Annotated in this window: 19 protein-coding genes; 14 read left to right on the top strand and 5 right to left on the bottom strand. The window is 43.1% G+C overall.

What is annotated here, in order from left to right; all coding sequences use genetic code 11:
- Positions 1–199 precede the first annotated feature (199 nt).
- Positions 200–1,852: a ribonuclease J gene (locus D6853_RS01570; protein WP_120656058.1), complete on the bottom strand. Its 1,653-nt coding sequence runs from the start codon at positions 1,850–1,852 to the stop codon at positions 200–202.
- A 183-nt stretch (positions 1,853–2,035) separates the two neighbouring features.
- Between D6853_RS01570 and D6853_RS01565 the strand changes: the two genes are divergently transcribed.
- The 3 genes from D6853_RS01565 (at position 2,036) to D6853_RS01555 (ending at position 5,131) form a co-directional block, all read left to right on the top strand.
- Complete coding sequence (locus tag D6853_RS01565; RefSeq protein WP_120656057.1) at positions 2,036–2,488, top strand: ACT domain-containing protein; 453 nt, start codon at positions 2,036–2,038, stop codon at positions 2,486–2,488.
- A gap of 68 nt (positions 2,489–2,556) precedes the next feature.
- A complete protein-coding gene (locus D6853_RS01560; RefSeq protein WP_120656056.1) occupies positions 2,557–3,765 on the top strand; it encodes a homoserine dehydrogenase in 1,209 nt (402 codons plus the stop codon).
- Between the two features lie 46 nt (positions 3,766–3,811).
- The gene (locus D6853_RS01555) at positions 3,812–5,131 is read left to right on the top strand and encodes an aspartate kinase (protein WP_120656055.1); all 1,320 of its coding nucleotides are present in this window, start codon (positions 3,812–3,814) and stop codon (positions 5,129–5,131) included.
- Between the two features lie 41 nt (positions 5,132–5,172).
- On the opposite strand, the gene D6853_RS01550 is transcribed toward D6853_RS01555, so the two are convergent.
- On the bottom strand, positions 5,173–5,970 hold the full coding sequence (locus tag D6853_RS01550) for a hypothetical protein (protein WP_120656054.1): 798 nt from the start codon (positions 5,968–5,970) through the stop codon (positions 5,173–5,175).
- A 215-nt stretch (positions 5,971–6,185) separates the two neighbouring features.
- On the opposite strand from D6853_RS01550, the gene D6853_RS01545 reads away from it, so the two are divergent.
- The 5 genes from D6853_RS01545 to D6853_RS01525 all read left to right on the top strand — a co-directional run bounded on the left by D6853_RS01545 (position 6,186) and on the right by D6853_RS01525 (position 13,611).
- On the top strand, positions 6,186–6,698 hold the full coding sequence (locus tag D6853_RS01545; protein WP_243108266.1) for a DUF6106 family protein: 513 nt from the start codon (positions 6,186–6,188) through the stop codon (positions 6,696–6,698).
- A gap of 62 nt (positions 6,699–6,760) precedes the next feature.
- The gene (guaB, locus tag D6853_RS01540) at positions 6,761–8,218 is read left to right on the top strand and encodes an IMP dehydrogenase (protein ID WP_120656052.1); all 1,458 of its coding nucleotides are present in this window, start codon (positions 6,761–6,763) and stop codon (positions 8,216–8,218) included.
- A 22-nt stretch (positions 8,219–8,240) separates the two neighbouring features.
- Positions 8,241–10,970, top strand: coding sequence for a putative bifunctional diguanylate cyclase/phosphodiesterase (locus D6853_RS01535; RefSeq protein WP_120656051.1), 2,730 nt, complete (start codon positions 8,241–8,243; stop codon positions 10,968–10,970).
- Between the two features lie 56 nt (positions 10,971–11,026).
- Positions 11,027–12,733, top strand: coding sequence for a glutamine--tRNA ligase/YqeY domain fusion protein (locus D6853_RS01530; protein ID WP_120656050.1), 1,707 nt, complete (start codon positions 11,027–11,029; stop codon positions 12,731–12,733).
- A gap of 20 nt (positions 12,734–12,753) precedes the next feature.
- Positions 12,754–13,611 carry a DUF2225 domain-containing protein gene (locus D6853_RS01525; RefSeq protein WP_120656049.1) on the top strand — a complete coding sequence of 286 codons (858 nt, stop codon included), beginning with the start codon at positions 12,754–12,756 and terminating at the stop codon, positions 13,609–13,611.
- A gap of 61 nt (positions 13,612–13,672) precedes the next feature.
- Here D6853_RS01525 and D6853_RS01520 read toward each other — a convergent pair whose 3' ends face one another.
- Positions 13,673–13,981, bottom strand: coding sequence for a hypothetical protein (locus D6853_RS01520; RefSeq protein ID WP_120656048.1), 309 nt, complete (start codon positions 13,979–13,981; stop codon positions 13,673–13,675).
- Positions 13,982–14,154: 173 nt separating this feature from the next.
- Between D6853_RS01520 and D6853_RS01515 the strand changes: the two genes are divergently transcribed.
- The 4 genes from D6853_RS01515 to D6853_RS01500 all read left to right on the top strand — a co-directional run bounded on the left by D6853_RS01515 (position 14,155) and on the right by D6853_RS01500 (position 18,440).
- A complete protein-coding gene (locus tag D6853_RS01515) occupies positions 14,155–14,754 on the top strand; it encodes a TetR/AcrR family transcriptional regulator (RefSeq protein ID WP_120656047.1) in 600 nt (199 codons plus the stop codon).
- Positions 14,755–14,769: 15 nt separating this feature from the next.
- Positions 14,770–15,684, top strand: a complete 915-nt coding sequence (locus tag D6853_RS01510; RefSeq protein WP_120656046.1) for a carbohydrate kinase family protein — start codon at positions 14,770–14,772, stop codon at positions 15,682–15,684.
- A gap of 169 nt (positions 15,685–15,853) precedes the next feature.
- On the top strand, positions 15,854–17,386 hold the full coding sequence (gene malQ / locus D6853_RS01505; protein ID WP_120656045.1) for a 4-alpha-glucanotransferase: 1,533 nt from the start codon (positions 15,854–15,856) through the stop codon (positions 17,384–17,386).
- Between the two features lie 13 nt (positions 17,387–17,399).
- Positions 17,400–18,440 (top strand): LacI family DNA-binding transcriptional regulator, encoded by a 1,041-nt coding sequence (locus D6853_RS01500; RefSeq protein ID WP_120656044.1) that lies wholly within the window; start codon positions 17,400–17,402, stop codon positions 18,438–18,440.
- A gap of 41 nt (positions 18,441–18,481) precedes the next feature.
- Here D6853_RS01500 and D6853_RS01495 read toward each other — a convergent pair whose 3' ends face one another.
- The gene (locus tag D6853_RS01495) at positions 18,482–19,015 is read right to left on the bottom strand and encodes a CYTH domain-containing protein (RefSeq protein WP_330541070.1); all 534 of its coding nucleotides are present in this window, start codon (positions 19,013–19,015) and stop codon (positions 18,482–18,484) included.
- Between the two features lie 185 nt (positions 19,016–19,200).
- Between D6853_RS01495 and D6853_RS01490 the strand changes: the two genes are divergently transcribed.
- Together D6853_RS01490 and D6853_RS01485 are read left to right on the top strand one after the other, a co-directional pair.
- On the top strand, positions 19,201–19,953 hold the full coding sequence (locus D6853_RS01490; protein ID WP_120656043.1) for an alpha/beta fold hydrolase: 753 nt from the start codon (positions 19,201–19,203) through the stop codon (positions 19,951–19,953).
- A 30-nt stretch (positions 19,954–19,983) separates the two neighbouring features.
- Positions 19,984–20,535, top strand: a complete 552-nt coding sequence (locus D6853_RS01485) for a DJ-1 family glyoxalase III (RefSeq protein ID WP_120656042.1) — start codon at positions 19,984–19,986, stop codon at positions 20,533–20,535.
- Positions 20,536–20,612: 77 nt separating this feature from the next.
- Here the strand turns inward: D6853_RS01485 and D6853_RS01480 are convergent, their stop codons facing one another.
- Positions 20,613–22,625: a methyl-accepting chemotaxis protein gene (locus D6853_RS01480; RefSeq protein ID WP_120656041.1), complete on the bottom strand. Its 2,013-nt coding sequence runs from the start codon at positions 22,623–22,625 to the stop codon at positions 20,613–20,615.
- Positions 22,626–22,708 lie beyond the last annotated feature (83 nt).

Raw genomic sequence — 22,708 nt, 5'->3', positions numbered from 1 at the left:
TAAATTTCATATTCTGCCGTTTGATATCATTTCTTTTCACAAAGCTACCGTCTCATGATCTTACATGGGGTGATCCATGGAATATACTCATGACCACGGAAGCGATATAAAAGCATTAACCGTATTGGCTGAAACAAACAACAAATACAATATGTGATTGGTAAATCACTGATGAAGACAATGTCCTACATCGCATGTATTATAGCACAATTTCGCTTGTAAGTACAATGACGAGAGGGCGCTGATCACACTCGTTTATAATATATTTTTCCGCAGCCTTCTGAACAAGAGAATCAAATTTATCACCTGTAACTCCTTGAGCGATAAGTCTTGCTATTTCGGAGTTAACGGCATCTTCAAGTCCGGGAAGAGTATCGGTTGAAACTTTGGTGTTTACAAAACCTCTTGTGCTGATGCGTGTGGGAGCAACGAGACGTCCGGAACCTGAGCTGAAACTTATCTCAATGATAACAACACCGTTTTTTCCCATTTTGGTTCTTTCGCTGAGGATATTTCTTCCGATGTTTCCGATTCCAAGACCGTCTATAAGGACTTCTTTTAACGGGATATGATCGATAATCTTTGCTTCGTCCTCCGAAAGAGACAAAACGTCGCCATTATCGAGCATTAGTATATTTTTTCTGTCTATTCCGACTTGCTGAGCTATAGCGGCACCGGCTTTTCTGTATCTGTATTCGCCATGCGCAGGTATGGCATACTTTGGATTGGCAAGATTGTACATTAGCTTTAATTCATCGATGCAGGCATGGCCTGTTGCATGAATGTCCTGGAAGATAATATTTGCACCTTGTTCCTCCAATAGATTCATTGTTTTTGAAAAAAGATCTTCGCTTCCGTGAATGGCGATTGAACTGAATAAAACGGTATCGCCGGGAAGAAGTTTTATATTATCATGTGTTCCTTCGGCAATTTCTGTAAGACAGTTGATGGGTTCGCCATGGTTTCCGGTGGTGAGGAAGATTATTTCTTTACTCTCATAAGTAGGAACGTCTTTTATATCTATAATAACTTCCTCTGAATAATTAAGATAGTTAAGCTCTTTTGCTGCTTCGAATATGCTAAGCATTGTATCGCCGAGAAGAACAACTTTTCTGTTGTATTTTTTGGCCAGAGTTATTATCTGCTGTACTCGATCCATGTTGGAAGCAAAAGTTGCAATGATGAGGCGGTTTTCCTTATGAAGGTTAAAAAGCAGGTCAAGAGAAGCGCTTACCTCCGACTCGGATGGCGAGGAGCCGAGAACCAGAGTGTTTGTGCTATCCGTAATCAGAGCGAGCACACCTTTGGAACCCAGAGCTGCGATTCTTCTAAGGTCTGTGGAATCGCCTGTAATGGGACTGTAATCGATCTTAAAATCTCCGGTATGGATGACGGTTCCTGCGGGAGTATGTACAGCGAGCATTACAGCATCGGGAATACTGTGGTTTGTAGTAATAAACTCGACTTTAAAGCTCCCGAGAACAATTGTGTTTTTCTGGCGAATCACTTTGGTCTTGTATTTTTTTATACCGTGAGCTGTAAGCTTTTTTTCAACAAGAGCAATAGTGAGCGGAGTTCCGTAGATGGGAACGTTTAATGACTCGATAATATAAGGGATTGCTCCTATGTGATCCTCGTGTCCGTGAGTGAGTACGATACCTTTTAGTTTATCTGTGTTTTCTATAAGATAATCGACATCCGGGATGGAAGTATCGATACCGGGCATATTATGAGGCGGAAAAGACATTCCGCAGTCAATTGCGATTATAGTGTCGTCATTTTCTATGAGCATCATATTCATGCCTATTTTGTCAAAGCCGCCAAGCGGTATAATTCGTATGTTCTCAGACATATATGAACCTCCGTATCATAATATGGTCAAATTATAGCATGTTTACCAAAGTACAGTGGCATGGAATACGTTTTTTTATAGAAAATTGTGCTTGTCTTCATAACTTTACCATGCTAAAATTCTTTACGGTGCACACAAATGTCCGCAGCAGAGAAACACATTCTTTTTGCAAAGAGGTAGAACATGCAACAAGATACTGCATATTATGTACTTAGGAGACAGGCGGTTCCGGAAGTACTTCTTAAGGTTGTTGAAGCCAAGAAACTGCTTGAGTCCGGCAAGGTCAAGACGGTCAACGAAGCGGCAGCAATGCTTGGGATCAGTCGAAGCTCTTTTTATAAGTACAAAGAAGATATTTACGAATTTCATGACAGTTTGCAGGGAACCACGTTTACACTTACTTTCCAGATGAACGATGAGGTTGGACTACTTTCTTATGTGCTTAATCTCATTGCGGATTTCGGAGCAAATATTTTGACTATACATCAGTCAATTCCCCTAAACGGGGTAGCATCCATATCTATCACAATTCAGGTTTTGGAAGCTACCAAGGACATAATGGAGATGATCTCCATCATGGAGGGAAAAGAAGGCATACATAAGGTGCACATCACAGGAAGAAGTGCATCATTTTAAGGAATAATCAGCCGCATAGGTTTTGACTTATGCTTAGGCACTATGAATATAAAACTTTGGAGGAAAATATGGCAAAAATAGCAGTCTTGGGATATGGAACAGTAGGAAGCGGAGTTGTTGAAGTTATCGACACCAACGCCGCAGAAGTAGCTAAGAGCGCGGGAGAAGCGGTTGAGGTTAAATATATTCTCGATCTTCGCGATTTTCCCGGTGATAAGCATGAAGCTCAGGTAGTACATGATATCAACATTATTCTTGACGATCCCGAGATAGATGTTATCTGTGAGACTATGGGAGGAATCGAGCCTGCATTTACATTTGAGAAGCAGGCACTTGAGAAGGGCAAGAGCGTTTGTACTTCAAATAAAGAGCTTGTAGCGGCTAAGGGCCCTGAGCTTGTAGAGATTGCCAAGAAGAACGGCGTAAGTTATCTATTTGAAGCGAGCGTAGGCGGCGGAATTCCTGTTCTTCGCAGCATAAACGATTCACTTAAGCATGAGAAGATTGATGCCATCACAGGTATCTTAAACGGAACTACAAATTATATCCTTACCAAGATGGATAAAGAGGGTATAGGATTCGCGACAGTACTTAAGGCTGCACAGGATAAAGGATATGCAGAAAGAAATCCTGAGGCCGATATCGAAGGATATGATGCATGCCGTAAGATTGCGATCCTTTCAAGCCTTATGAGCGGTAAGCACGTAAATTACGAGGATATATATACAGAAGGTATCACTAAGATCAATATCGAGGATTTTGCTTATGCAAAGAGCCTTAATATGGCAATCAAGCTCCTTGGTATGTGCAAGATGAACGAGAACGGCTTCTTTACTCTCGTTGCTCCTTTCATGATTCCTTATGAGAATCCTCTTGCCAATGTAAACGGTGTATTCAACGCCATCAACGTTCACGGAAATATGCTCGGCGACGTTATGTTCTATGGTAAGGGCGCAGGTAAGAATGCAACAGCAAGCGCAGTAGTTGCTGATGTTGTTGATGTTTTAAAGCATAAAGGAAAGCATATCGAGGTTAATCTTAACGCTGAGAAGGCTGTTCTTACATCCAAGGACAACGCCGTAAGAAAGTTCTTTGTAAGAGTGACAGAGGACCTCAGAGACCAGGCTATGGAAATATTCGGACATGATATAGAGGTTATCGAATGTGACGATGTAGTAGGCGAGTTTGCGTTCATTACAGATCTTACTTCCGAAAAAGACTTTGAGGAAAAGCTTTGGAAGCTCGATAGCGTAAAGGGATACTTAAGACTGTATTGATAAAGACCTATCTAATAAATCTAAATGTAGAAAAGGATTGTGTGAAATGAAGAAAGTAGTTAAATTCGGCGGAAGCTCACTTGCAAGTGCAGAGCAGTTCAAGAAGGTCGGCGAGATCATCAAGTCCGATCCAGACAGAGTATACGTAGTTCCTTCCGCACCCGGAAAAAGAAACTCAAAAGATACAAAGGTTACCGATATGCTCTACAAGACATATGCTCTTGCTGAAGCCGGTAAGGATTTCAAGAAGCAGCTTGCCGATATTAAGGCACGTTATGATGAGATCATAGATGGACTTAAGCTCAAGCTTGATCTTTCCGATGAGTTCAAGACTATCGAGAAAAACTTCAAGGAAAAAGCGGGCAATGACTACGCTGCAAGCCGTGGAGAGTATCTTAACGGTATTATCATGGCCAATTATCTCGGATATGAGTTTATTGATTCCGCTACAGTAGTTGCTTTTGATAAAAACGGTGAGTTTGACGGTGAGAAGACCAACAAGCTTATGGCTAAAAAGCTTGAGAATACACCCAAGGCCGTTGTGCCCGGATTCTACGGCGCATATCCCGACGGAAGTGTAAAGACCTTCTCAAGAGGCGGATCCGACATCACAGGATCAATCGTTTCAAGAGCTATTAAGGCAGATGTGTATGAGAACTGGACAGATGTTTCAGGTTTCCTTGTAGCAGATCCCAGAATCATCGATACACCTCCTCACATCGAGACCATTACATATACAGAGCTTCGAGAGCTTGCATACATGGGAGCATCGGTTCTTCATGAGGACGCAATCTTTCCTGTACGTAAAGAGGGTATTCCGATCAATATCAGAAATACCAACAAGCCCGAGGATCCCGGAACATGGATTGTTGAATCAACAGCTAAGAAGTCCAAGTTCGTTATCACAGGTATTGCAGGTAAAAAGGGCTTCTGCTGCGTAAATATCCTTAAAGATCAGATGAACTCTGAGGTTGGATTTGTAAGAAAGGTTCTTCAGGCATTTGAAGACCAGGAGATCTCAATCGAGCACGTACCTTCAGGAATCGATACAATGACAGTATTTGTTCAGCAGGACGAGTTCATTGAGAAGGAGCAGTCGGTTGTATCTGAGATTCATAGACTTGCTCATCCGGATATGCTTGAGATCGAGTCGGATCTTGCACTTATCGCGGTTGTTGGACGCGGAATGAAGTCAACAAGAGGAACAGCTGGAAGAATCTTCTCAGCTCTTGCTCATGCCAATGTTAACGTTCGTATGATCGATCAGGGCTCATCAGAGCTTAACATCATCATCGGTGTAGAGAATCGCGACTTCGAAAAGGCAATCCGTGCCATCTACGATATCTTTGTAACGGTACAGCTTTGATAATAATAAAAAGCGTAGACCAATAGGTCTACGCTTTATTTTTATTTATGAAGATAATTAATAAATGTAATTGTGTTATCTAATCTTGTAGTATTTCCGATAATTCCGACTACGGGGATATTGCTTTCGTAGGCGCCGGTGGTTTTCAGTACAGCGGAATCTTTCATGATAATTCCGATAGGGATGGGACGCTCCATTTCTTCTTTCGGTATGATGTCGAATTTGCCTTCGGTCATAGCTTCGTGAGCGATTACTGCGTATTTGTTGTCTTTGTTATATTCGCCGTCCATAATATCGGTCTGGTATTCGTCGGATGCGATATAATCCATGTATGCACCGTCTATATAGAAAATATCATCGCCGAAGGCTTTAAGCTCGTCTTCGGAAAAGACAGTTCTAAGATCCATAAATACGTCCTGTGCGGCGTAATAAGCAAAAGTCGGAACGTCAGCGCCAAGTGCGTCTATTTCCTGCGCTGCAACGTTGGCCATGATCTTCTGGCTTGTTGCCAGTGTCATCTGGTCAATATGAGTCTGATCAAATGATGAGGAAGTATCTATAAGGCAGCTGTATTCGGAACGATCGACATTGGCATATTCCATATAACCGCTTTCGAGGTCCTGTGCGGAAACCTCGTAGCCACTGTTTAACATAACCGCGTATATTGCGTTCGGCTTGGTGAGGATAAAGCTCCTGACAGTCAATATAATGGCAATCAGCGCGATGAGCCCGATTATGACATGGACTTTATAATAATCCCAGAAGTAATTCCATTTGGTCTTAAAATCCTTATCCTTTAGCTTTTTTTGCTGATCTCTTATTTCCTCGTAAATAGACATGATTGCTCCTTAAATTAACAGAAAAATAATATTATTTACCCTTAAAAGCATATATAATGAGAATAGGTATTTTTTCAGATTATTAAATGATATAAACCTTGGGGTATAATTGTCAATTTTTTTGTTTAAAAAACACCTTGAAAGATTTGACATATTAATATAAGATAGTCGATAAAATGGCGAGTAGCCAAGACTATAGGAGGATGATATCTGACATGTCTAACGATACTAATTATGTAGAGTGCCTGGTTCCAAGCAAGGCTTCACCCCTTGTTGTTGTAGGCAAGTATGTCTGTTTTGCTCTGGCAATCTTTTTTCTCGCCGGATCGTTATTGGTAAATATGGGAATCCCCGGACTGATTCTTTTTATAGCCGCATGCGTTGGCTATTACTTCCTTAAGCTCAATGCCGACATCGAATACGAATATCAGTACTGTGACAGAGAGATCACGGTTGATAAGGTTCTTAATAAAGCTTCACGTAAGCATATCTGCAATTATTCTGTTGATAAGATAGAGGTGCTTGCACCTTCCAAATCATATCATCTTGACGAGTATAAAAACAGGACGCTCAATGTTCACGATTATTCATCCAGGGACAAAGATGCGCAGCCTGATCCGACTTACACATTTATCTATGACGGAAAAGAAAAAATAATCATCGAGCCTTCAAGCGACTTTGTTCAGGCAATTAAGAACGTTGCTCCGCGAAAGGTTTTTACCGACTGATTTTTTCTTTCTAAAATAAATTTTACCTAGTAAACAAGATTATAGTAGATTGGAGTTTTGAAATGGGACAGATTATAGGCGAAGGAATTACTTTTGACGACGTGTTGTTGGTACCTGCATATTCACAGGTTATTCCGAATCAGGTTGATGTAGGAACATGGCTTACTAAGAAGATCAGACTCAACATTCCTATGATGAGTGCCGGAATGGATACCGTTACAGAGCACAGAATGGCCATCGCAATGGCAAGACAGGGCGGAATCGGTATTATTCATAAGAACATGTCAATCGAAGCTCAGGCGGAAGAGGTTGATAAGGTTAAGAGATCGGAGAACGGTGTTATTACAGATCCTTTTTCACTTTCACCCGAGCATACACTTGCAGATGCAGATTCACTCATGGCTAAGTTCCGTATTTCAGGTGTTCCCATCACAGAGGGAAGAAAGCTTGTAGGTATCATTACAAACAGAGATCTTAAGTTTGAAAAAGACTTCTCACAGAAGATCAAGGATGTAATGACAAGCGAGAACCTCATCACAGCTAAAGCAGGCATCACTCTTGAGGAAGCAAAGAGCATCCTTGCCAAATCAAAAAAGGAAAAGCTTCCTATCGTTGACGACGACTATAATCTTGTTGGACTTATCACTATAAAAGATATTGAAAAGACTATTAAATATCCCCTTGCAGCCAAGGACGACCAGGGAAGACTCCTTTGCGGAGCAGGCGTTGGTATTTCAGCTAACTGCCTTGACCGTGTTGCAGCCCTTGTAGATGCTAAGGTTGACGTTATCGTACTTGATTCGGCTCACGGACATTCCGAGAACGTACTCAAGTGCCTCAGAATGATAAAAGAGAAATTCCCGGATCTTCAGGTTGTGGCAGGTAACTGTGCTACAGGAGCAGCAACCAAGGATCTTATCGAAGCAGGCGCAGATGCCGTTAAGGTTGGTATCGGCCCCGGTTCTATCTGCACAACACGTGTCGTTGCAGGTATCGGTGTACCTCAGATCACAGCTATCATGGATTGCTATAATGTTGCTAAGCAGTATGGTGTTCCGATTATTGCAGACGGTGGTATCAAGTATTCAGGAGATATCACAAAGGCTATTGCTGCAGGCGGTAACCTCGTTATGATGGGATCAATGTTTGCAGGTTGTGACGAGGCTCCCGGAGACTTTGAACTCTTCCAGGGCAGAAAGTACAAGGTTTACCGTGGAATGGGATCTATTTCCGCTATGGAGAACGGTTCCAAGGATCGTTATTTCCAGGAAGATGCCAAGAAGCTTGTTCCCGAGGGCGTTGAAGGACGTGTTGCTTACAAGGGAACAGTTGAAGATACAGTATTCCAGTTGATGGGTGGTCTTCGTTCAGGAATGGGTTACTGCGGATGCGGTTCTATTGAAGAGCTTAAAGAGAACGGTAAGTTCATCAAAATGACATCTGCGGCACTTCGTGAGTCACATCCTCATGACATTCAGATCACAAAAGAAGCACCTAACTATAGTGTAGATGACCATTAATTGCTCTTGAGAGGGGGGAATCTTGCAAGAGACGATTATTGAAGCGGAATCTATAAATGCAGCAGCCAAGGGCTCTTCTTCTGTTACAAGTGGAGCTCTTGGTGATTTTGCGCTCAAAAACGCCGAAGAAATGCAAAGATGGCAGGATGATTTTTGCGCCATGGCGGGAGTGTATGCTTATTGCCTCGATTCATCAGGTGCTCCGTTTACTACTTTTTCGGGTAATCCCGCCGAAGTAGAGATAATAAAGAAGTACGTTACCGATGCTAGGGTCAAGGAAATTTTCAGAAGAGTGTCGGAGAGCGACCTGGAAGATCAGGCAGTGGAACTTACGGAGGTTCCGAATCTTAAACTTGCCGCCGTTGCCGTCAAGGACGGAGTTAAAACGTCGGCTGTCTGGATAGTCTGCGGAATTTTCTCGGACTGTGACTATGACAAAGAATATTTCCATCTTCCTCCCATAGATTCTTTTGGGTACAAGATTTCAGAAACTAAATTTTATAAGACATTGGATCTTCTCAGGGAGACGCTTAATGTCCTCATAAATCTTGAGACTTCAAGGTCTCAGGCTGTTGCTATCAGTGAAGAAAGCAAGCAACAGGAGCTTGAGATGACCAATTCCTTTAGGCGCGCAGAGACTATGACTGAAATAGTTTCGCTCCTTGACAGTGATAACGGTATCGAGGAGATCATGGCGGACGTCCTGAAAAAACTCTGTGTTTACCTTGAAGTCAGCAACGGCTTTACATGCAAGGAGCATCACAATACGCTCATGGATATTGTGGTCCAGTGGACTGCGCCCGGAGCAAAAAAGATGTTTGCAGAGACTGCAGATCAGGAATTGTGCTGGTTCATGGGCTCCGAAAAAGCGGTTGTAGTATCCAGTGATACTCAGATGAATGCAGGAGAAAGAGAGCAGCTCGACGGACTGGGAATCAAAGCCCTTGTTTCCATGCCGGTAATAGTCAACGATTCGGCTCTTTTCTACGTCTGCGTGACCGAGAACAACGAGAGCAGGATATGGTCGATAGATGATGTAAAATTCGTCAACGACGCAATCAAGGTGCTTCAGAGTATTATCACAAAGAGACTTCAGAAAAACTCATTAGCAAGCTCTTTTGCCTCGCTGGAAGCGGTTCTTGATAATGTCGGAAGTTCGATCTACGTAAGGGATATCGGTACAGGAGTTATCCTGTTTGCAAACAGAAGCTTTAAAAAGAACTTTAGCAGGGAGCTTTCGGAGAATTCCATCGCCGAGCTATTTGAATCCAATATTCCGCCCAGAAGTAGGAGCGGTAACTACGAGATTCATCACAGAGACAGAGAAAAGTGGTATGACGTCTATTACACAAGGATCAAGTGGGTGGACGGCCGTCCCGTGTCTTTGTGCGCTATATACGACATCACAGAGAAAAAGCTTTATCAAAGAAGGATTGAGCAGCAGGCTTACACCGACTTCCTTACAGGCCTTTACAACAGAATGTGCTGCGAAAAAGATCTTGCAAAATACGTTGACGAAGCACATCAAAAGGGCACTCACGGCGCTCTTATGTATCTGGATCTGGATGACTTCAAGCATATCAACGACAGCTTGGGACATCAGTACGGAGACGTGCTTCTTCAGGATATTTCAAAGGCTATCAGCAGGATAGACGGAATCACCAATTCCTGCTATCGAATGGGCGGCGATGAATTTGTCATCATAGTTCCGCCGCAGAGCTTCGAGCTTTTGGAAACTATTATAGAACAGATAAAGAATACCTTTGCGACGCCGTGGTACCTTAAAGACAGCGATTATTACTGCACAATGAGTATGGGAATAGTCAAATTCCCCGATCACGGAGATAACGTTTCAGAGCTTATAAGAAAATCCGACGTTGCTATGTATGAAGCCAAGAAATCCGGCAAAAACAGGATCGCGGAGTATTCGGACAACATCGATTCGTCATCGGTACACAGACTCGACCTTGAGAAGAGTATGTATGATGCGATCAAAAAGAGCTGTAGTGAGTTTGAGGTTTATTTCCAGCCCGTTATCAGCGAGCCCATAGATTTCAACAGAGGAGTTAAGCAGTATAAGCATCTGGGTGCTGAAGCGCTTGTCCGTTGGAACAGCACTAAGCTCGGCTTCCTTAATCCCGACGAGTTCGTTCCGCTTGCCGAGTACCTCGGACTTATCACCCCCATTGGAAATCATGTTCTTAAAAAGGCATGTGAGTGTCTTAGAATGTGGAACGAAGCCGGAACCGGTGAATATTCCGTAAGCGTCAATCTGTCGGTGGTTCAGATCATGCAGAATGACATCGTTGAAGTTATAAGAAAGAACATTGAGGATAACAACATCAATCCTCATAACCTTGTACTTGAGCTCACAGAGAGGCTTGCTATCAACGATCTGGCAAGGACCAAGCAGACACTTCTCGATATCAAGGCACTTGGCGTGAGGCTTGCACTTGACGATTTCGGAACAGGTTATTCGGCGCTCAGCAGTATCAGAGCCCTTCCTTTTGACATAATCAAGGTGGATCAGAACTTTGTAAAAGATATTGCGGAGGACGACTATTCTCAGGCATTTATCCGCATGATGGCGCAGCTTGGAGGCGCAATTGGCGCGGATATCTGCGTTGAAGGTATTGAGACACAGGCACAGCTCGACGCCCTTAAGGGAATGGGCGTTAAGTACGTGCAGGGCTTCTATTATGACAAGCCCATGAGACGAGCAGCCTTCGAAGAGAAGTATGTTTATAACTAGAATTATGGTATACTTAAAAATACCGAATAAATTAGAAAGTTGGTTTTATTAAGGAAATGGCAGAAGAAACAATAAAGAATCTAAATGAAGAAGCAGAAGGAAATGCAGCTCCTTCAAGGCACTTTATCGAGCAGGCTATTGACAAGGATCTTCAGGACGGAGTGTATGATCACGTATGCACAAGATTTCCGCCCGAACCCAATGGCTTTTTGCATATAGGACATGCCAAGAGTATTCTTCTTAACTACGGAATGGCCAAGGAATACAACGGCCAGTTCAATATGAGATTTGATGACACCAATCCCACCAAAGAGAGATCCGAGTTTATGGATTCCATAATCGAGGACGTTAAGTGGCTTGGCGCCGATTACGGCGATCATCTTTATCATGCATCGGATTATTTCGACCAGATGTATGAGTGCGCCGTTAAACTTATAAAAAAGGGCAAGGCATATGTTTCCGAGCTTACCGCAGACGAGATGCGTGAGTACAGAGGAACGCTTACAGAGCCCGGTAAGAACGACCCCAACAGAGACAGGAGCGTAGAAGAAAACCTTCAGCTCTTTGAAGATATGAAGAACGGCAAGGTTGAGGATGGAGCAATGACACTCCGTGCCAAGATTGATATGGCATCTCCCAACATCAACATGAGAGATCCCATCATCTACAGAGTCGCACACATGACTCACGCCAGAACAGGCGATAAATGGTGCATTTACCCCATGTACGACTTTGCTCATCCCATTGAGGATGCGATCGAGGGTATAACACATTCACTTTGTACTCTCGAATTCGAAGATCACAGACCTTTGTACGACTGGGTAAAAGAGGAGTGCGAATATCCCAATCCTCCCAGACAGATTGAGTTTGCCAAGCTCTATCTCAACAACGTTGTTACAGGTAAAAGATACATCAAGAGACTTGTAGATGACGGAATAGTTGACGGATGGGACGATCCAAGACTTGTTACTATCGCAGCGCTCAGAAGAAGAGGCTTTACACCTGAGTCGATAAAGATGTTCGTTGACATGTGCGGTATCAGTAAAGCTCATTCCACAGCCGAGTATGCAATGCTTGAGTACTGCATAAGAGAAGATCTCAAACTCAAGGCTAAGAGAATGCTTGCGGTTCTCAATCCCGTTAAGCTTATAATCGACAACTATCCCGAGGGACAGATTGAATACCTCGATATAGAAAATAACAAAGAAGTTCCCGAGATGGGCACAAGGCAGATTCCTTTCGGAAGAGAGCTTTACATCGAGAGAGAAGACTTTATGGAAGAACCTCCCAAGAAGTACTTCCGTCTTTTCCCCGGAAACGAAGTAAGACTTATGAATGCATACTTCGTTACATGTACAGGATGCGATAAGGATGAGGACGGCAATATTACTGCCATTCACTGCACTTACGATCCGGAGACCAAGTCGGGAAGCGGATTCAATGCAAGAAAAGTAAAGGGAACAATACATTGGGTTTCCGCAGAGAAAGCAGTTAACGCCGAGGTTCGTCTCTATGAGAACATCATAGATGAGGAGAAAGGTGTATATAACGAGGATGGCTCACTTAACTTAAATCCCAATTCTCTTACCGTTGTAAAAGATGCTAAGCTTGAGCCTGAGCTTGCGGATGCACAGCCTTACGATAAGTTCCAGTTCGTGAGAAACGGATTCTTTAGCGTGGACAGCAAGGATTCCAAGCCCGGTGCACCTGTATTCAATAGAATTGTTTCACTTAAGAGCTCTTTTGTTTTACCAAAAAATTGATTGATGAAAGAGGTATAAGTATGGCTGATATTTTTTCAGGACTTGAAAAAATGGGACTTGGAGATATTAGTGGCGGCAATCTTTTTGAAGATCCCAGCAAAAAGACGGTTAATGTAAAGGCTAATGAGCCTCAGAAGAAGCTTGTTCTCGTAAATGAGGAAGACTATCTTTTTGACAAAAGCTACAAGTGTCCCATATGTGATTCTGATTTTCAGGTTAAGACGGTTCGTACCGGTAAGGTAAGAATGAAAGCCGTTGACGTCGATCTTCGTCCCGATTACTCTGAGGTCGATCAGAACAAGTATGACATCATCGCCTGCCCTGAGTGCGGATACGCAGCTCTCGGAAGATATTTCACTACACTTACCAAGTACCAGATCGAGGATATCAGATCCAAGATCTGCATGAATTACAAAAAGATAGAATACAAAGAGCCTATATACAACTACGATCATGCCAAGAAGCTATATCAGCTTGCGCTTGCAAACGCCGTAGTCAAGAAGGCCAAGAACAGTGAGAAGGCATACATCTGTCTTAAGACCGCGTGGGTTGTAAGAGGAGAGACGCAGCGTCTCGATCCATCATCGGCGGATTATGAGAACAAGAAAAAAGAGAATGATGCTCAGGAAAAAGAGCTGCTTAAGAATGCATTAAGCGGTTTCGTGATGGCGAGACAGTCTGAGGACTTCCCCATTGCCGGCATGGATTCAACAACACTTGATTATCTCATCGCAGCGCTTGCATATGAGACAGACCAGTTTGATATCACAAGCAAGATGATATCAGAGCTTCTTACATCCAGAGTTGCCAACAGCCGTATAAAAGACAAGGCTCGTATGTTAAAAGAACTTATGGCAGAGAAAAAAGGTCAGCAGTAAAATTCAAAAAGTAAAAAATACGCCCTAAGCATAATGCTTAGGGCGATTTCTTTATTCATTATTACTGTTCGTCTTCGTCGTCGAAGAACTCCTCAGATGAAGTCTTATCGTCACTTGAAGGTACATCGTTATCTAAAGGCTCGTTGTCCTTAGAACTGATATCAACATATTTTCTGGAGCCGAATCTTGTCTCAGCTGAGTTCGTAAACTCCTCATCGTCAAAATCATCAAACTCCTCAAAATCGTCATCATCAAAGCTGTCTGCTATTTCAGCTTCTCTTTTGGTGAGATAGTAGTAGACTCCTGCTGCGGCTGCGCCGACTGTGACGCAGAATAATATGAATTTACCAAATCCACTTCCCTTGGACATAAATTACTCCCTCCTATCCAAACACTAGATTAATTCTAATACAAATTGTGCATAATTGAAAGTGCGTTGTATTAAAATTTGATAAAGTAACGTAAAAACGTTTGAACCGAGATGGCTAAAATGCTATATTAAAAACAGACCAACACAGTCAATTACTAGCCGGGGACAGTAAAATGAACGAAAGATTTTTTGAACTTAAAAAGGAAAAGCAGGACAGAATGATCAACGCCGCGCTTGAGGTTTTTGCCAAGAACGGATACTATCATTCCAGCACCGACGAGATAGTAAAGACCGCTCAGATCAGTAAGGGCCTGCTGTTTCATTACTTCACAAGTAAGCTTGGATTATATGCTTTTTTGTATGATTACTCTACAAGGTTCGTAACTCTTGAGCTTACGCAGAATGTTACTGATGAGAACGGTTTTTTTGAACTGTATAAGAATATACTCTCCGCAAAGGTGGATTCGCTGGCGCAATATCCGTATATTTTTAAATTCCTCAAAAAAGCTGATGAGGAAACTTACGTTGAGGCGGTCGGAGAGATATTTGACAGAAGAGAAAAATACAGAAGGATCATGGAGGCACTCAGAGCCAGAGCCGATATAACTGTATTTAAACCCGGAACGGATTACAACAAAGTTTGGGATATACTTGATTTTACCGTGGACGGAATACTTGAAAGGAATATCAAAAACGATACTTTCAGAGCGGATCTTTTTGTTGAAGAAGCTTTGGAATATATAGAGATGATACAGCAAGCAGTGATTACATAACAAGGAGGCTAAAAAATGAGTAAATTTTTAGTGGCTGGTGTAACACAGATTGAAACTATTGTCCGAGTTGATAAGATTCCCGTTCATTATGCGCCTATCACGAGCGTGAGCGATTCCATTTTTACCGAGGTCGGTGGAGATGCGTATAACGAATCTCTTGCGCTTGAGTGGCTTGGAGACGAAGTTACGTTTATGTCCGTTGTGGGAAGAAATCAGGACCTTGGTATCATCAATCCTCCCGATAGGAAGATAACTCTTTCTACGGAATATATTATTCCTCAGATGAACGAGACTCCGACTGAGGTCGTTTTGTATGACAAAGACAGAAAGCAACAGATCTTCGAGGATATAAAAGACCTCCGTGATGTTGTTTACGATATGTCCATGGTCACGCCCATCATAAGCTTATGCGATATGGTGGTGCTTGCCAATGCCAATTTCTGCAGGCCTTTTTCCAAACTTGCGCTTGAGCACGGGAAACCCGTGGCTGTCAACATAAGAAATTATGATCCGGAAAAAGAAATCTATAACGAGGATTTCCTTAAACCGGCAAAAGTACTCTATTTCAGCGATGACACTCTTACCGAAGATCCCTACGAATTTATCGACAGAATGGCCGAGACTTACGGAACCGAGATAATTATTCTGGGTCAGGGCAGCGAAGGTCTTATATTATTTGACAGAAGCAAGAACCTCCGCGTACACTACAAGACCGTTAAGACCAACGAGGTTGTCAACACGATCGGCGCCGGAAATGCGCTGTTTGCTTGCTTCCTTCACTACTATATGGAGAACGGCGACAGCGTCAATGCTATCAAGAACGCACTCCTTTTTGCTTCCTACAAGATTGGCTACATGGGAACTTCCAACGGCTTCATGACAACAGAACAGCTCTCGCAGTGGAGAAATCTCATATGGGGAATTAAGTGAATAAATAGATACAATAACAAGTATTTTTTAACTTGAAATAGTATAAAAAAACAGCTAAAATGAAGTTGCGGAAACGTTACCGGAAACGGCGGACATTTCCGTGACTTTTCTTTGTAATAACACGGAAAGTTGAAGGGGTACGGGCGTTTGCCCGGTAATAGGAGGGTATATGGCTGAGATAAAGAGAGGTTCTAAGAGAAATCTTAAAAGAACATGTGGCGTTCTGCTTCCTGTTTTTTCACTTCCATCAAAATACGGAATAGGTACTTTTTCAAAAGAAGCATATAAATTTGTGGATTTTTTGGAGAAGGCCGGTCAGACATACTGGCAGATACTGCCGCTTGGCCCCACTAGCTACGGAGATTCTCCGTATCAGTCTTTTTCTACATTTGCGGGGAATCCTTATTATATCGATATAGAGACACTTATTGACGGTGGGCTTTTGACAAAAGAGGATGCCGATAGGTGCAATTTCGGTGAGGACGAAGAAAAGACAGATTATGAAAGACTCTACAGAGAGAGGTTTAAGCTCCTCATGAAGGCTTATGAGGGGATTGATGCATCATCCAAGGGAAAAGATATCAAGAAGGGATTTAAAGAGTTTAAAGAAGCTCCCGAGAATGACTGGCTTATCGATTATGCTCTTTTTATGGTGCTTAAGGATGAAAACGGCGGAAGAGCTTGGAATACCTGGGAGGATGACATCAGGTACAGAAAGCCCGTAGCCGTTAACAACGTTCTTGTTAAATATGAAAAAGAAGTGGATTTCTACTGCTTTTTGCAGTTCCTTTTCAGCGAGCAGTGGAAGAAACTCAAGAAATATGCCAATAACAAGGGCATCAAGATAATCGGTGACATCCCGATCTACGTTGCTTTTGACAGCGCGGATACCTGGGCAAGCCCGGAGCTCTTTTTACTTGATAAGGAGAATCTTCCGATCGATGTTGCCGGATGCCCTCCCGATGCGTTCAGCGCAACAGGTCAGCTTTGGGGCAATCCTCTGTACAGATGGGATTATCACAAGAAGACCGGTTATGAGTGGTGGATGAAGCGAATCGCCCACTGCTATGAGCTTTACGATGTTGTAAGGATCGATCATTTCCGCGGCTTTGATGAGTACTATGCAATCCCTTACGGAGATCCGACTGCGGAGTTCGGAGAGTGGAGAAAGGGCCCAGGATACGATCTTTTTGATACTATGAAAAAGAAGCTGGGACCAAAGAAGGTTATCGCAGAAGACCTTGGATTCCTTACCGATTCGGTAAGAAAGCTTGTTAAAAAGACCGGATATCCCGGCATGAAGATCTTGCAGTTTGCTTTTGACGCCAGGGAAGAGAGCGACTATCTGCCGCACAACTATGACAGCAACTGCGTTGTTTATACGGGAACGCACGACAATGATACGACCAAGGGCTGGTTTGAGGCCCTTAGCAGAGCAGATAAGTCTTTTACAAAGAAATATCTCGGTGTAAGATATGTTAAGGACATAGTTCCGGCGATGATCCGTACAGCGCACGCCAGCGTTTCGGACACGGTCATCATTCCGATGCAGGATTATCTTGAACTCGATAAGACAGCTAGGATCAACATCCCGTCTACTCTTGGGGGGAACTGGGAGTGGCGCATGAAGAAGGATGCTCTTAGCGACGAGCTTTGCAAGAGAATGTATGAATATGCCGAGATCTATGGAAGATTAAGATGATGGGCGGGGAGATATGTCGGATATCACTATAAAAGAAATTGCAAAAAGATGCGGAGTGGGTGTCAGCACGGTTTCCAGAGCGCTTAACGATCACTCCGATATTAATCCTGCGACCAAGCAGAAGATTCTGGATGTTATAAAAGAGACGGGATATATTCCCAACAACAGCGCGCGTAACCTTAAAAGGACGGATGCCAAGTGCATTGCCGTTCTTGTTAAGGGTATCACCAATCCTTTTTTTACACCTGTTATAGAGGTGGTTGAGAACGAGGTGAAAAAGCGCGGATATGCGCTTGTGCTTCGCCACGTTGAAGCTTATGAGAACGAGGTTGACGTCGCACTTGAGCTGGAAAAAGAAAAGAGACTTCGCGGTATCATCTTCATGGGTGGAAGTAACAAACACTCTGCCGAAAAGATGAAGCAGCTGAATGTGCCGGTGATTTTTTCTACCGTCGGCTCCGATATTTCGGATGAACTTAGTAAAAGTGCTTATTCGACGGTTTCCGTTGACGATGCTCTTGAGAGTAAGAAGATGACGGAGTACCTGATCGGGCTCGGACATAAGAAAATCGCTATCCTTACCGAAGGAAATGATGTGCCTTCCGTTGTAAGTCTAAGACTTGAAGGTTACAAAGCTGCGCTTAAGGAGCATGGGATAAAAGAGGATAAGAATCTTATCAGATTTGTAGACAGGCAGATATATGCGATACACAACGGATACGATACAACAAAGGCTTTGATAGAATCCGGAGCAAGGTTTACCGCTATTTATTGTATTTCTGATGTGCTTGCATTCGGCGCGCTAAGGGCGCTTAAAGATGCGGGACTTCGAGTTCCCGAGGATGTCAGTGTTGCGGGCTTTGACGGCCAGGAGCTGTCACAGTACTGTGTTCCGAGGCTTACGACGATCAAACAGCCGCTTGATAAGATCTCAAAAGAGACGATGAAGCTGCTGTTTAACATCATCGATAAAGAGAGTGCCCATAAACATATAGTACTTCCCGGAAAGCTTGTTGAAGGGGAGTCGACGAGTAAACTCGGAAAAAAGAGATAATAATACGGCGGTGAATCTGTGGATTCATCGCCGTTTGTTGTTCAAATTTTTTCTTCGCTCATAGATGAGTTGCTGTATCTGTAATCGCCTGTGACATCATCAAGAAACCATGACGCCGGATGGTAGGCGCTTGCGGCTTCTTCGGTTGGGAATTCGACCTCCGCAAGGAGACGACCGTCGAACGGAGCTTTGAATACATCGAGCTCAATCTTGATGTCGCCGGATTGTGCAGCTGAACGAATCTGCGGATTGGCTGATAAATATTCTTTATCAAAAGCATCTTCGTTAAGAGGTATCAGATGGCGGATTTTTCTTATTATATTGCCATCGCATTTTTCAACCAGATGAGCGTAGCTCTCTTCAGTAAGAGGCATATTATATTCTGTTTTTCCGATGCCGCCTTCATCTTCGGGCAAAGAGCACTTGTAGGTCATATAGTATTTATCGTCTTCGCGTCTTACGCGGACAGCGGGGTTAACGCACAGATAGCCCTGTTCGATTATGTGATAAGGATATTTATTCAGCTCTTTCGGAAGCTCTTTTACCGTGAATTTCTTTTCTATTTCAATTCCCATTTGATACATACCTCTCGGAAAAGTTTATTCAATAGCTATATTTATGATAATGTGTGCCGGTGCTGTTAGCAAGTGTCGGAATGACCGGGGGAGGATCTCAGCCGACTTGTTAAATGGGATTATGAAAATTATAATGATAGAGTTGGAGGCTTTCGGCAATATTTAATGCTTTGGAGGGAGAGATTATGTATATAAGAGAGTACGGTGATCCTAGGAATCCCGTTGTTATTCTTCTTGCGCCTTTGTTTCTGACAGGGAAGCAGTTTTATGAAATGATACATCAATACTTAAGGGGCGACTATTTTATCATTGCGCCTGACCATGGCGGGCACGGCAAATCCGGCGAATATATAAGTTCGAAGGATGAATATGAACAGCTAAAGAAGTATCTTACGGAGAAAGGCTATACCGATATTAAACTGCTGTACGGAGCATCATTGGGGGCTGCGACAGGATGGCATATTTTTAACGACAGCTCTTTTAACATTGAAAAGACATGGTTTGACGGAGTAGGGCTTGCAGAGAGCAATCCGTTTATAGAATGGATCATGAAAAGAGTCTTCCATAAAAAGAAAAAGGATGTGGAAAGAAAATATGAAACTGTCGAAGCGGGGCTTATAAAGGAATACAGAGAAACAATCGGTAAATATATGACCGATTGTCTTGCGAAGTTTGATAAAAAAAGAATTGATGCATTATGCGAAGCTTGTTGCAGATTTGAATTAAAGCCGCTTTCGGATAAACAACAGGAGAGCTTGCATCTTGATTATGGAGAGAACGAGCTTAATCTTAGAATAATAAATAAAGCTAAGACGATCGAAAAGTATATGCCCAAGGTAAGGCCCGTGGTCAGAAAAGGTCTTCCGCACTGCGGATACATAGCCTTTCATCTAAAGGAATATGTTGATGAGCTTGAGGAATTTACCTTAAAATCGTAATATAATAAAAAAATTAATTGGAGGGTGAACATGGCAAAGACAGCGATTTTTCTTGCAAACGGTTTTGAAGAGATAGAGGGACTTACTGTAGTTGATATTTTAAGAAGAGCGCAGATAGATATTACAATGGTTTCAATCACAGGAGCCAAGGCAGTTGAGGGCTCACATGGGATTAAGCTTGAAGCGGATGCTACAATCGAAAGCTTTGATCTTAGCGACGTTGATATGATCATTCTTCCCGGCGGAATGCCCGGAACCAAGAATCTTGATGCGTGCGAACCTCTTAAGGCTAAGATAAAAGAGTTTAACGATTCGGGTAAGATGCTTGCGGCAATCTGCGCAGCGCCTACTGTTTACGGTAAGATGGGACTTTTAAACGGCAAAAAAGCTTGCTGCTATCCCGGATGTGAAGGCGATCTTTTGGGCGCAACAACGACAACCGATGCCGTTATCAAAGACGGAAACTTCATAACATCAAGAGGAATGGGAACAGCGATACCTTTTGCGCTTGCCATTCTTGAGCATTTCAAGGGAAAAGAGGCAGCAGATCAGATGGCTAAGGGAATCGTATTTAACAGCTGATATAAATAGGAGTAAACAGAAACACCGAAGCGGGAAAACCGCCTCGGTGTTTTTTTATGCGCTCGGTGGCGCAGCTTTTACTTAAAGAATTTCATGTCGTTGTTGAGCTTTTCTGCAATATCTTTTAATCTTCCTGCGGAGCTTGCAAGAGTTGTAACCGTAGCTGACAGCTCTTCCATGGAAGCACCGGTTTGCTCTGAGGATGCAGCGTTCTGCTGAGAGATCGCTGAAAGTGAAGACATCGAATCCGATACAACATTCTTGGAGGATACGCAGCTTTCGGCTCCTGTGGAGATTGTCTGAACTCCGGTGACCGTCTCGCTGATATCTGCGAGCATTCCCTTAACCGATACAAGAGTTTCGCCAAGAGCGCTCTGCTGGTCGAGATTTCCTTTTCTTACTTCCTCGGAAGCTTCAACGGCTGCCTTACTCTGATCAAGGAGGACATCCATCTGCTGACGAATCTCATCAGCCATCTGCTTGGAGTCATCCGCAAGCTTTCCGATCTCTTCGGCAACAACCGCAAATCCTTTACCTGCTTCGCCTGCTCTTGCAGCCTCAATTGAAGCGTTGAGCGAAAGGAGGTTGGTCTGTGTTGCGATGGAAGAAATGCCTTCAACCTTTTCATTGATATTTGATACCGCTTCCTGAGTAGCGGAGATGGTTCTTGAAATGTCGTCAATCTTTTCGGTCATGCTGTTGCTTGAATCCTGAAGAGCTGCAAGTGATTGTGAAGAAGCCTCGGAAGCATCTTTCATTCTTGAAGCGAGAGATTCAAGAGTTCCGGTTGAATCCTGAACGTCGGAAACAGCTTCTCCGATCTGGATAACGTTCGCTGATGCCTTTTGAATCTCGTCAGCCTGCTGTGTGGCACCGGATGCAATTTCCTGAACTGCATTTGATACATCATCAGCTGTGTTAGAGATCTGATTGGCCATATCAGAGAGCTCTTCGGATGAGTCTCCGAGTTTTGCTGCCGAACTTTTTATATTTTCAACAATGTCGCTGAGAGTCTCTATAACACTGTTTGTATTGTTTATAATAGTTCCGAACTCGTCTTTTCTCTTTGTGAATTTATCAACCTTGGCAAATTTTCCGTCCGCAAGCTTTGCGAGTGAGTCGTTAACTTCATTGACGGGAGCGGTGAATGAAATAGCCATCCTTACGGAAATGATCGCAGCGATGATAAGAAGGATAAACCCTACAATAACTACCGCAGCTGCTGCGGATCTGGCATTTGATGTTACATTCTTTGTGTCGGATGCGGCGCAGACTGTATATCCTGTAAGAGGGGATTTTACATATGCTACGATCGCATTATATCCTTTTTTCGTATCTACCTGATATACTCCGTTTTCGAGACCTGAAGTCATAAAAGTTGATTTGCTTCTGTCGTCTTCATTATCTGCTGTTATTTCATATTGAGAATGTGCAGCAACTAGACCTGTCTTGTCACATATAAAAGCATCTTCTGCTTCAGCTTCAAGAAGCTTGTGGAAATCATTCATATCATAGTTACGCTGTACGATACCGATGATGTTTCCTGTCGATCCGTATATAGGAGTTGACATTGTCATCTGACGTACACCTGTAGATGCTGATACGATTACGTCGGAAGCATAGGTCTGTCCCTTCATGGCCTCCTGGAAGTATTCTCTTTTACCTACATCAACCAGCTTGCCGGAGTTACGAAGTACCTGCATTCCGTCTGCGCCTGTCAGAACAGTGATGTTGCCGTCGTCAAGCATTGTATCGATCTCTGCCAGGTATTTGGCTGCTTCTTCCATGTAAGCAATGCTTTCCTGGTTTTCCATAAATTTTGTTGTGGCCGGGGATTTGGCAACAGCTTGGATACTCATAAAGTTTTGGTTTATGATACCTTCGAATTCAGACTGAAGGTATGATGATTGCCATACCAATCCTTGTTCCGCATCGGATACAGCTTTTTTTGCGGATGATAAGTAGCTTACCAACACAGACGTGATGAGCGGAACGGCTGCAACCAATAGCATGACGGCTATCAGTCTGGTCTTGATGCTGTTCGTGAATTTAACGTTGCTTTTCTTTTTGGGTTTGGAATCCTTTGCCATTTTAATGCCTCCATCATAAGTAAAATAAGAAAGTGTTACCTAACGTGTTTAACGTTTAACCTGATAAGAAAATTATACTCTTT

The sequence above is a fragment of the Butyrivibrio sp. X503 genome (assembly GCF_003625475.1).
Taxonomy (GTDB): domain Bacteria; phylum Bacillota; class Clostridia; order Lachnospirales; family Lachnospiraceae; genus Butyrivibrio.
Note: the sequence above shows the minus strand (reverse complement) of the source record. Positions and strands in the feature narration are given on the sequence as shown.

Coding starts and splice junctions, on each gene's coding strand:
- D6853_RS01570 (WP_120656058.1), bottom strand. CDS start 1,852: ATGTCTGAGAACATACGAATTATACCGCTTGGCGGCTTTGACAAAATA.
- D6853_RS01565 (WP_120656057.1), top strand. CDS start 2,036: ATGCAACAAGATACTGCATATTATGTACTTAGGAGACAGGCGGTTCCG.
- D6853_RS01560 (WP_120656056.1), top strand. CDS start 2,557: ATGGCAAAAATAGCAGTCTTGGGATATGGAACAGTAGGAAGCGGAGTT.
- D6853_RS01555 (WP_120656055.1), top strand. CDS start 3,812: ATGAAGAAAGTAGTTAAATTCGGCGGAAGCTCACTTGCAAGTGCAGAG.
- D6853_RS01550 (WP_120656054.1), bottom strand. CDS start 5,970: ATGTCTATTTACGAGGAAATAAGAGATCAGCAAAAAAAGCTAAAGGAT.
- D6853_RS01545 (WP_243108266.1), top strand. CDS start 6,186: ATGTCTAACGATACTAATTATGTAGAGTGCCTGGTTCCAAGCAAGGCT.
- guaB (WP_120656052.1), top strand. CDS start 6,761: ATGGGACAGATTATAGGCGAAGGAATTACTTTTGACGACGTGTTGTTG.
- D6853_RS01530 (WP_120656050.1), top strand. CDS start 11,027: ATGGCAGAAGAAACAATAAAGAATCTAAATGAAGAAGCAGAAGGAAAT.
- D6853_RS01525 (WP_120656049.1), top strand. CDS start 12,754: ATGGCTGATATTTTTTCAGGACTTGAAAAAATGGGACTTGGAGATATT.
- D6853_RS01520 (WP_120656048.1), bottom strand. CDS start 13,981: ATGTCCAAGGGAAGTGGATTTGGTAAATTCATATTATTCTGCGTCACA.
- D6853_RS01515 (WP_120656047.1), top strand. CDS start 14,155: ATGAACGAAAGATTTTTTGAACTTAAAAAGGAAAAGCAGGACAGAATG.
- D6853_RS01510 (WP_120656046.1), top strand. CDS start 14,770: ATGAGTAAATTTTTAGTGGCTGGTGTAACACAGATTGAAACTATTGTC.
- malQ (WP_120656045.1), top strand. CDS start 15,854: ATGGCTGAGATAAAGAGAGGTTCTAAGAGAAATCTTAAAAGAACATGT.
- D6853_RS01500 (WP_120656044.1), top strand. CDS start 17,400: ATGTCGGATATCACTATAAAAGAAATTGCAAAAAGATGCGGAGTGGGT.
- D6853_RS01495 (WP_330541070.1), bottom strand. CDS start 19,015: ATGGGAATTGAAATAGAAAAGAAATTCACGGTAAAAGAGCTTCCGAAA.
- D6853_RS01490 (WP_120656043.1), top strand. CDS start 19,201: ATGTATATAAGAGAGTACGGTGATCCTAGGAATCCCGTTGTTATTCTT.
- D6853_RS01485 (WP_120656042.1), top strand. CDS start 19,984: ATGGCAAAGACAGCGATTTTTCTTGCAAACGGTTTTGAAGAGATAGAG.
- D6853_RS01480 (WP_120656041.1), bottom strand. CDS start 22,625: ATGGCAAAGGATTCCAAACCCAAAAAGAAAAGCAACGTTAAATTCACG.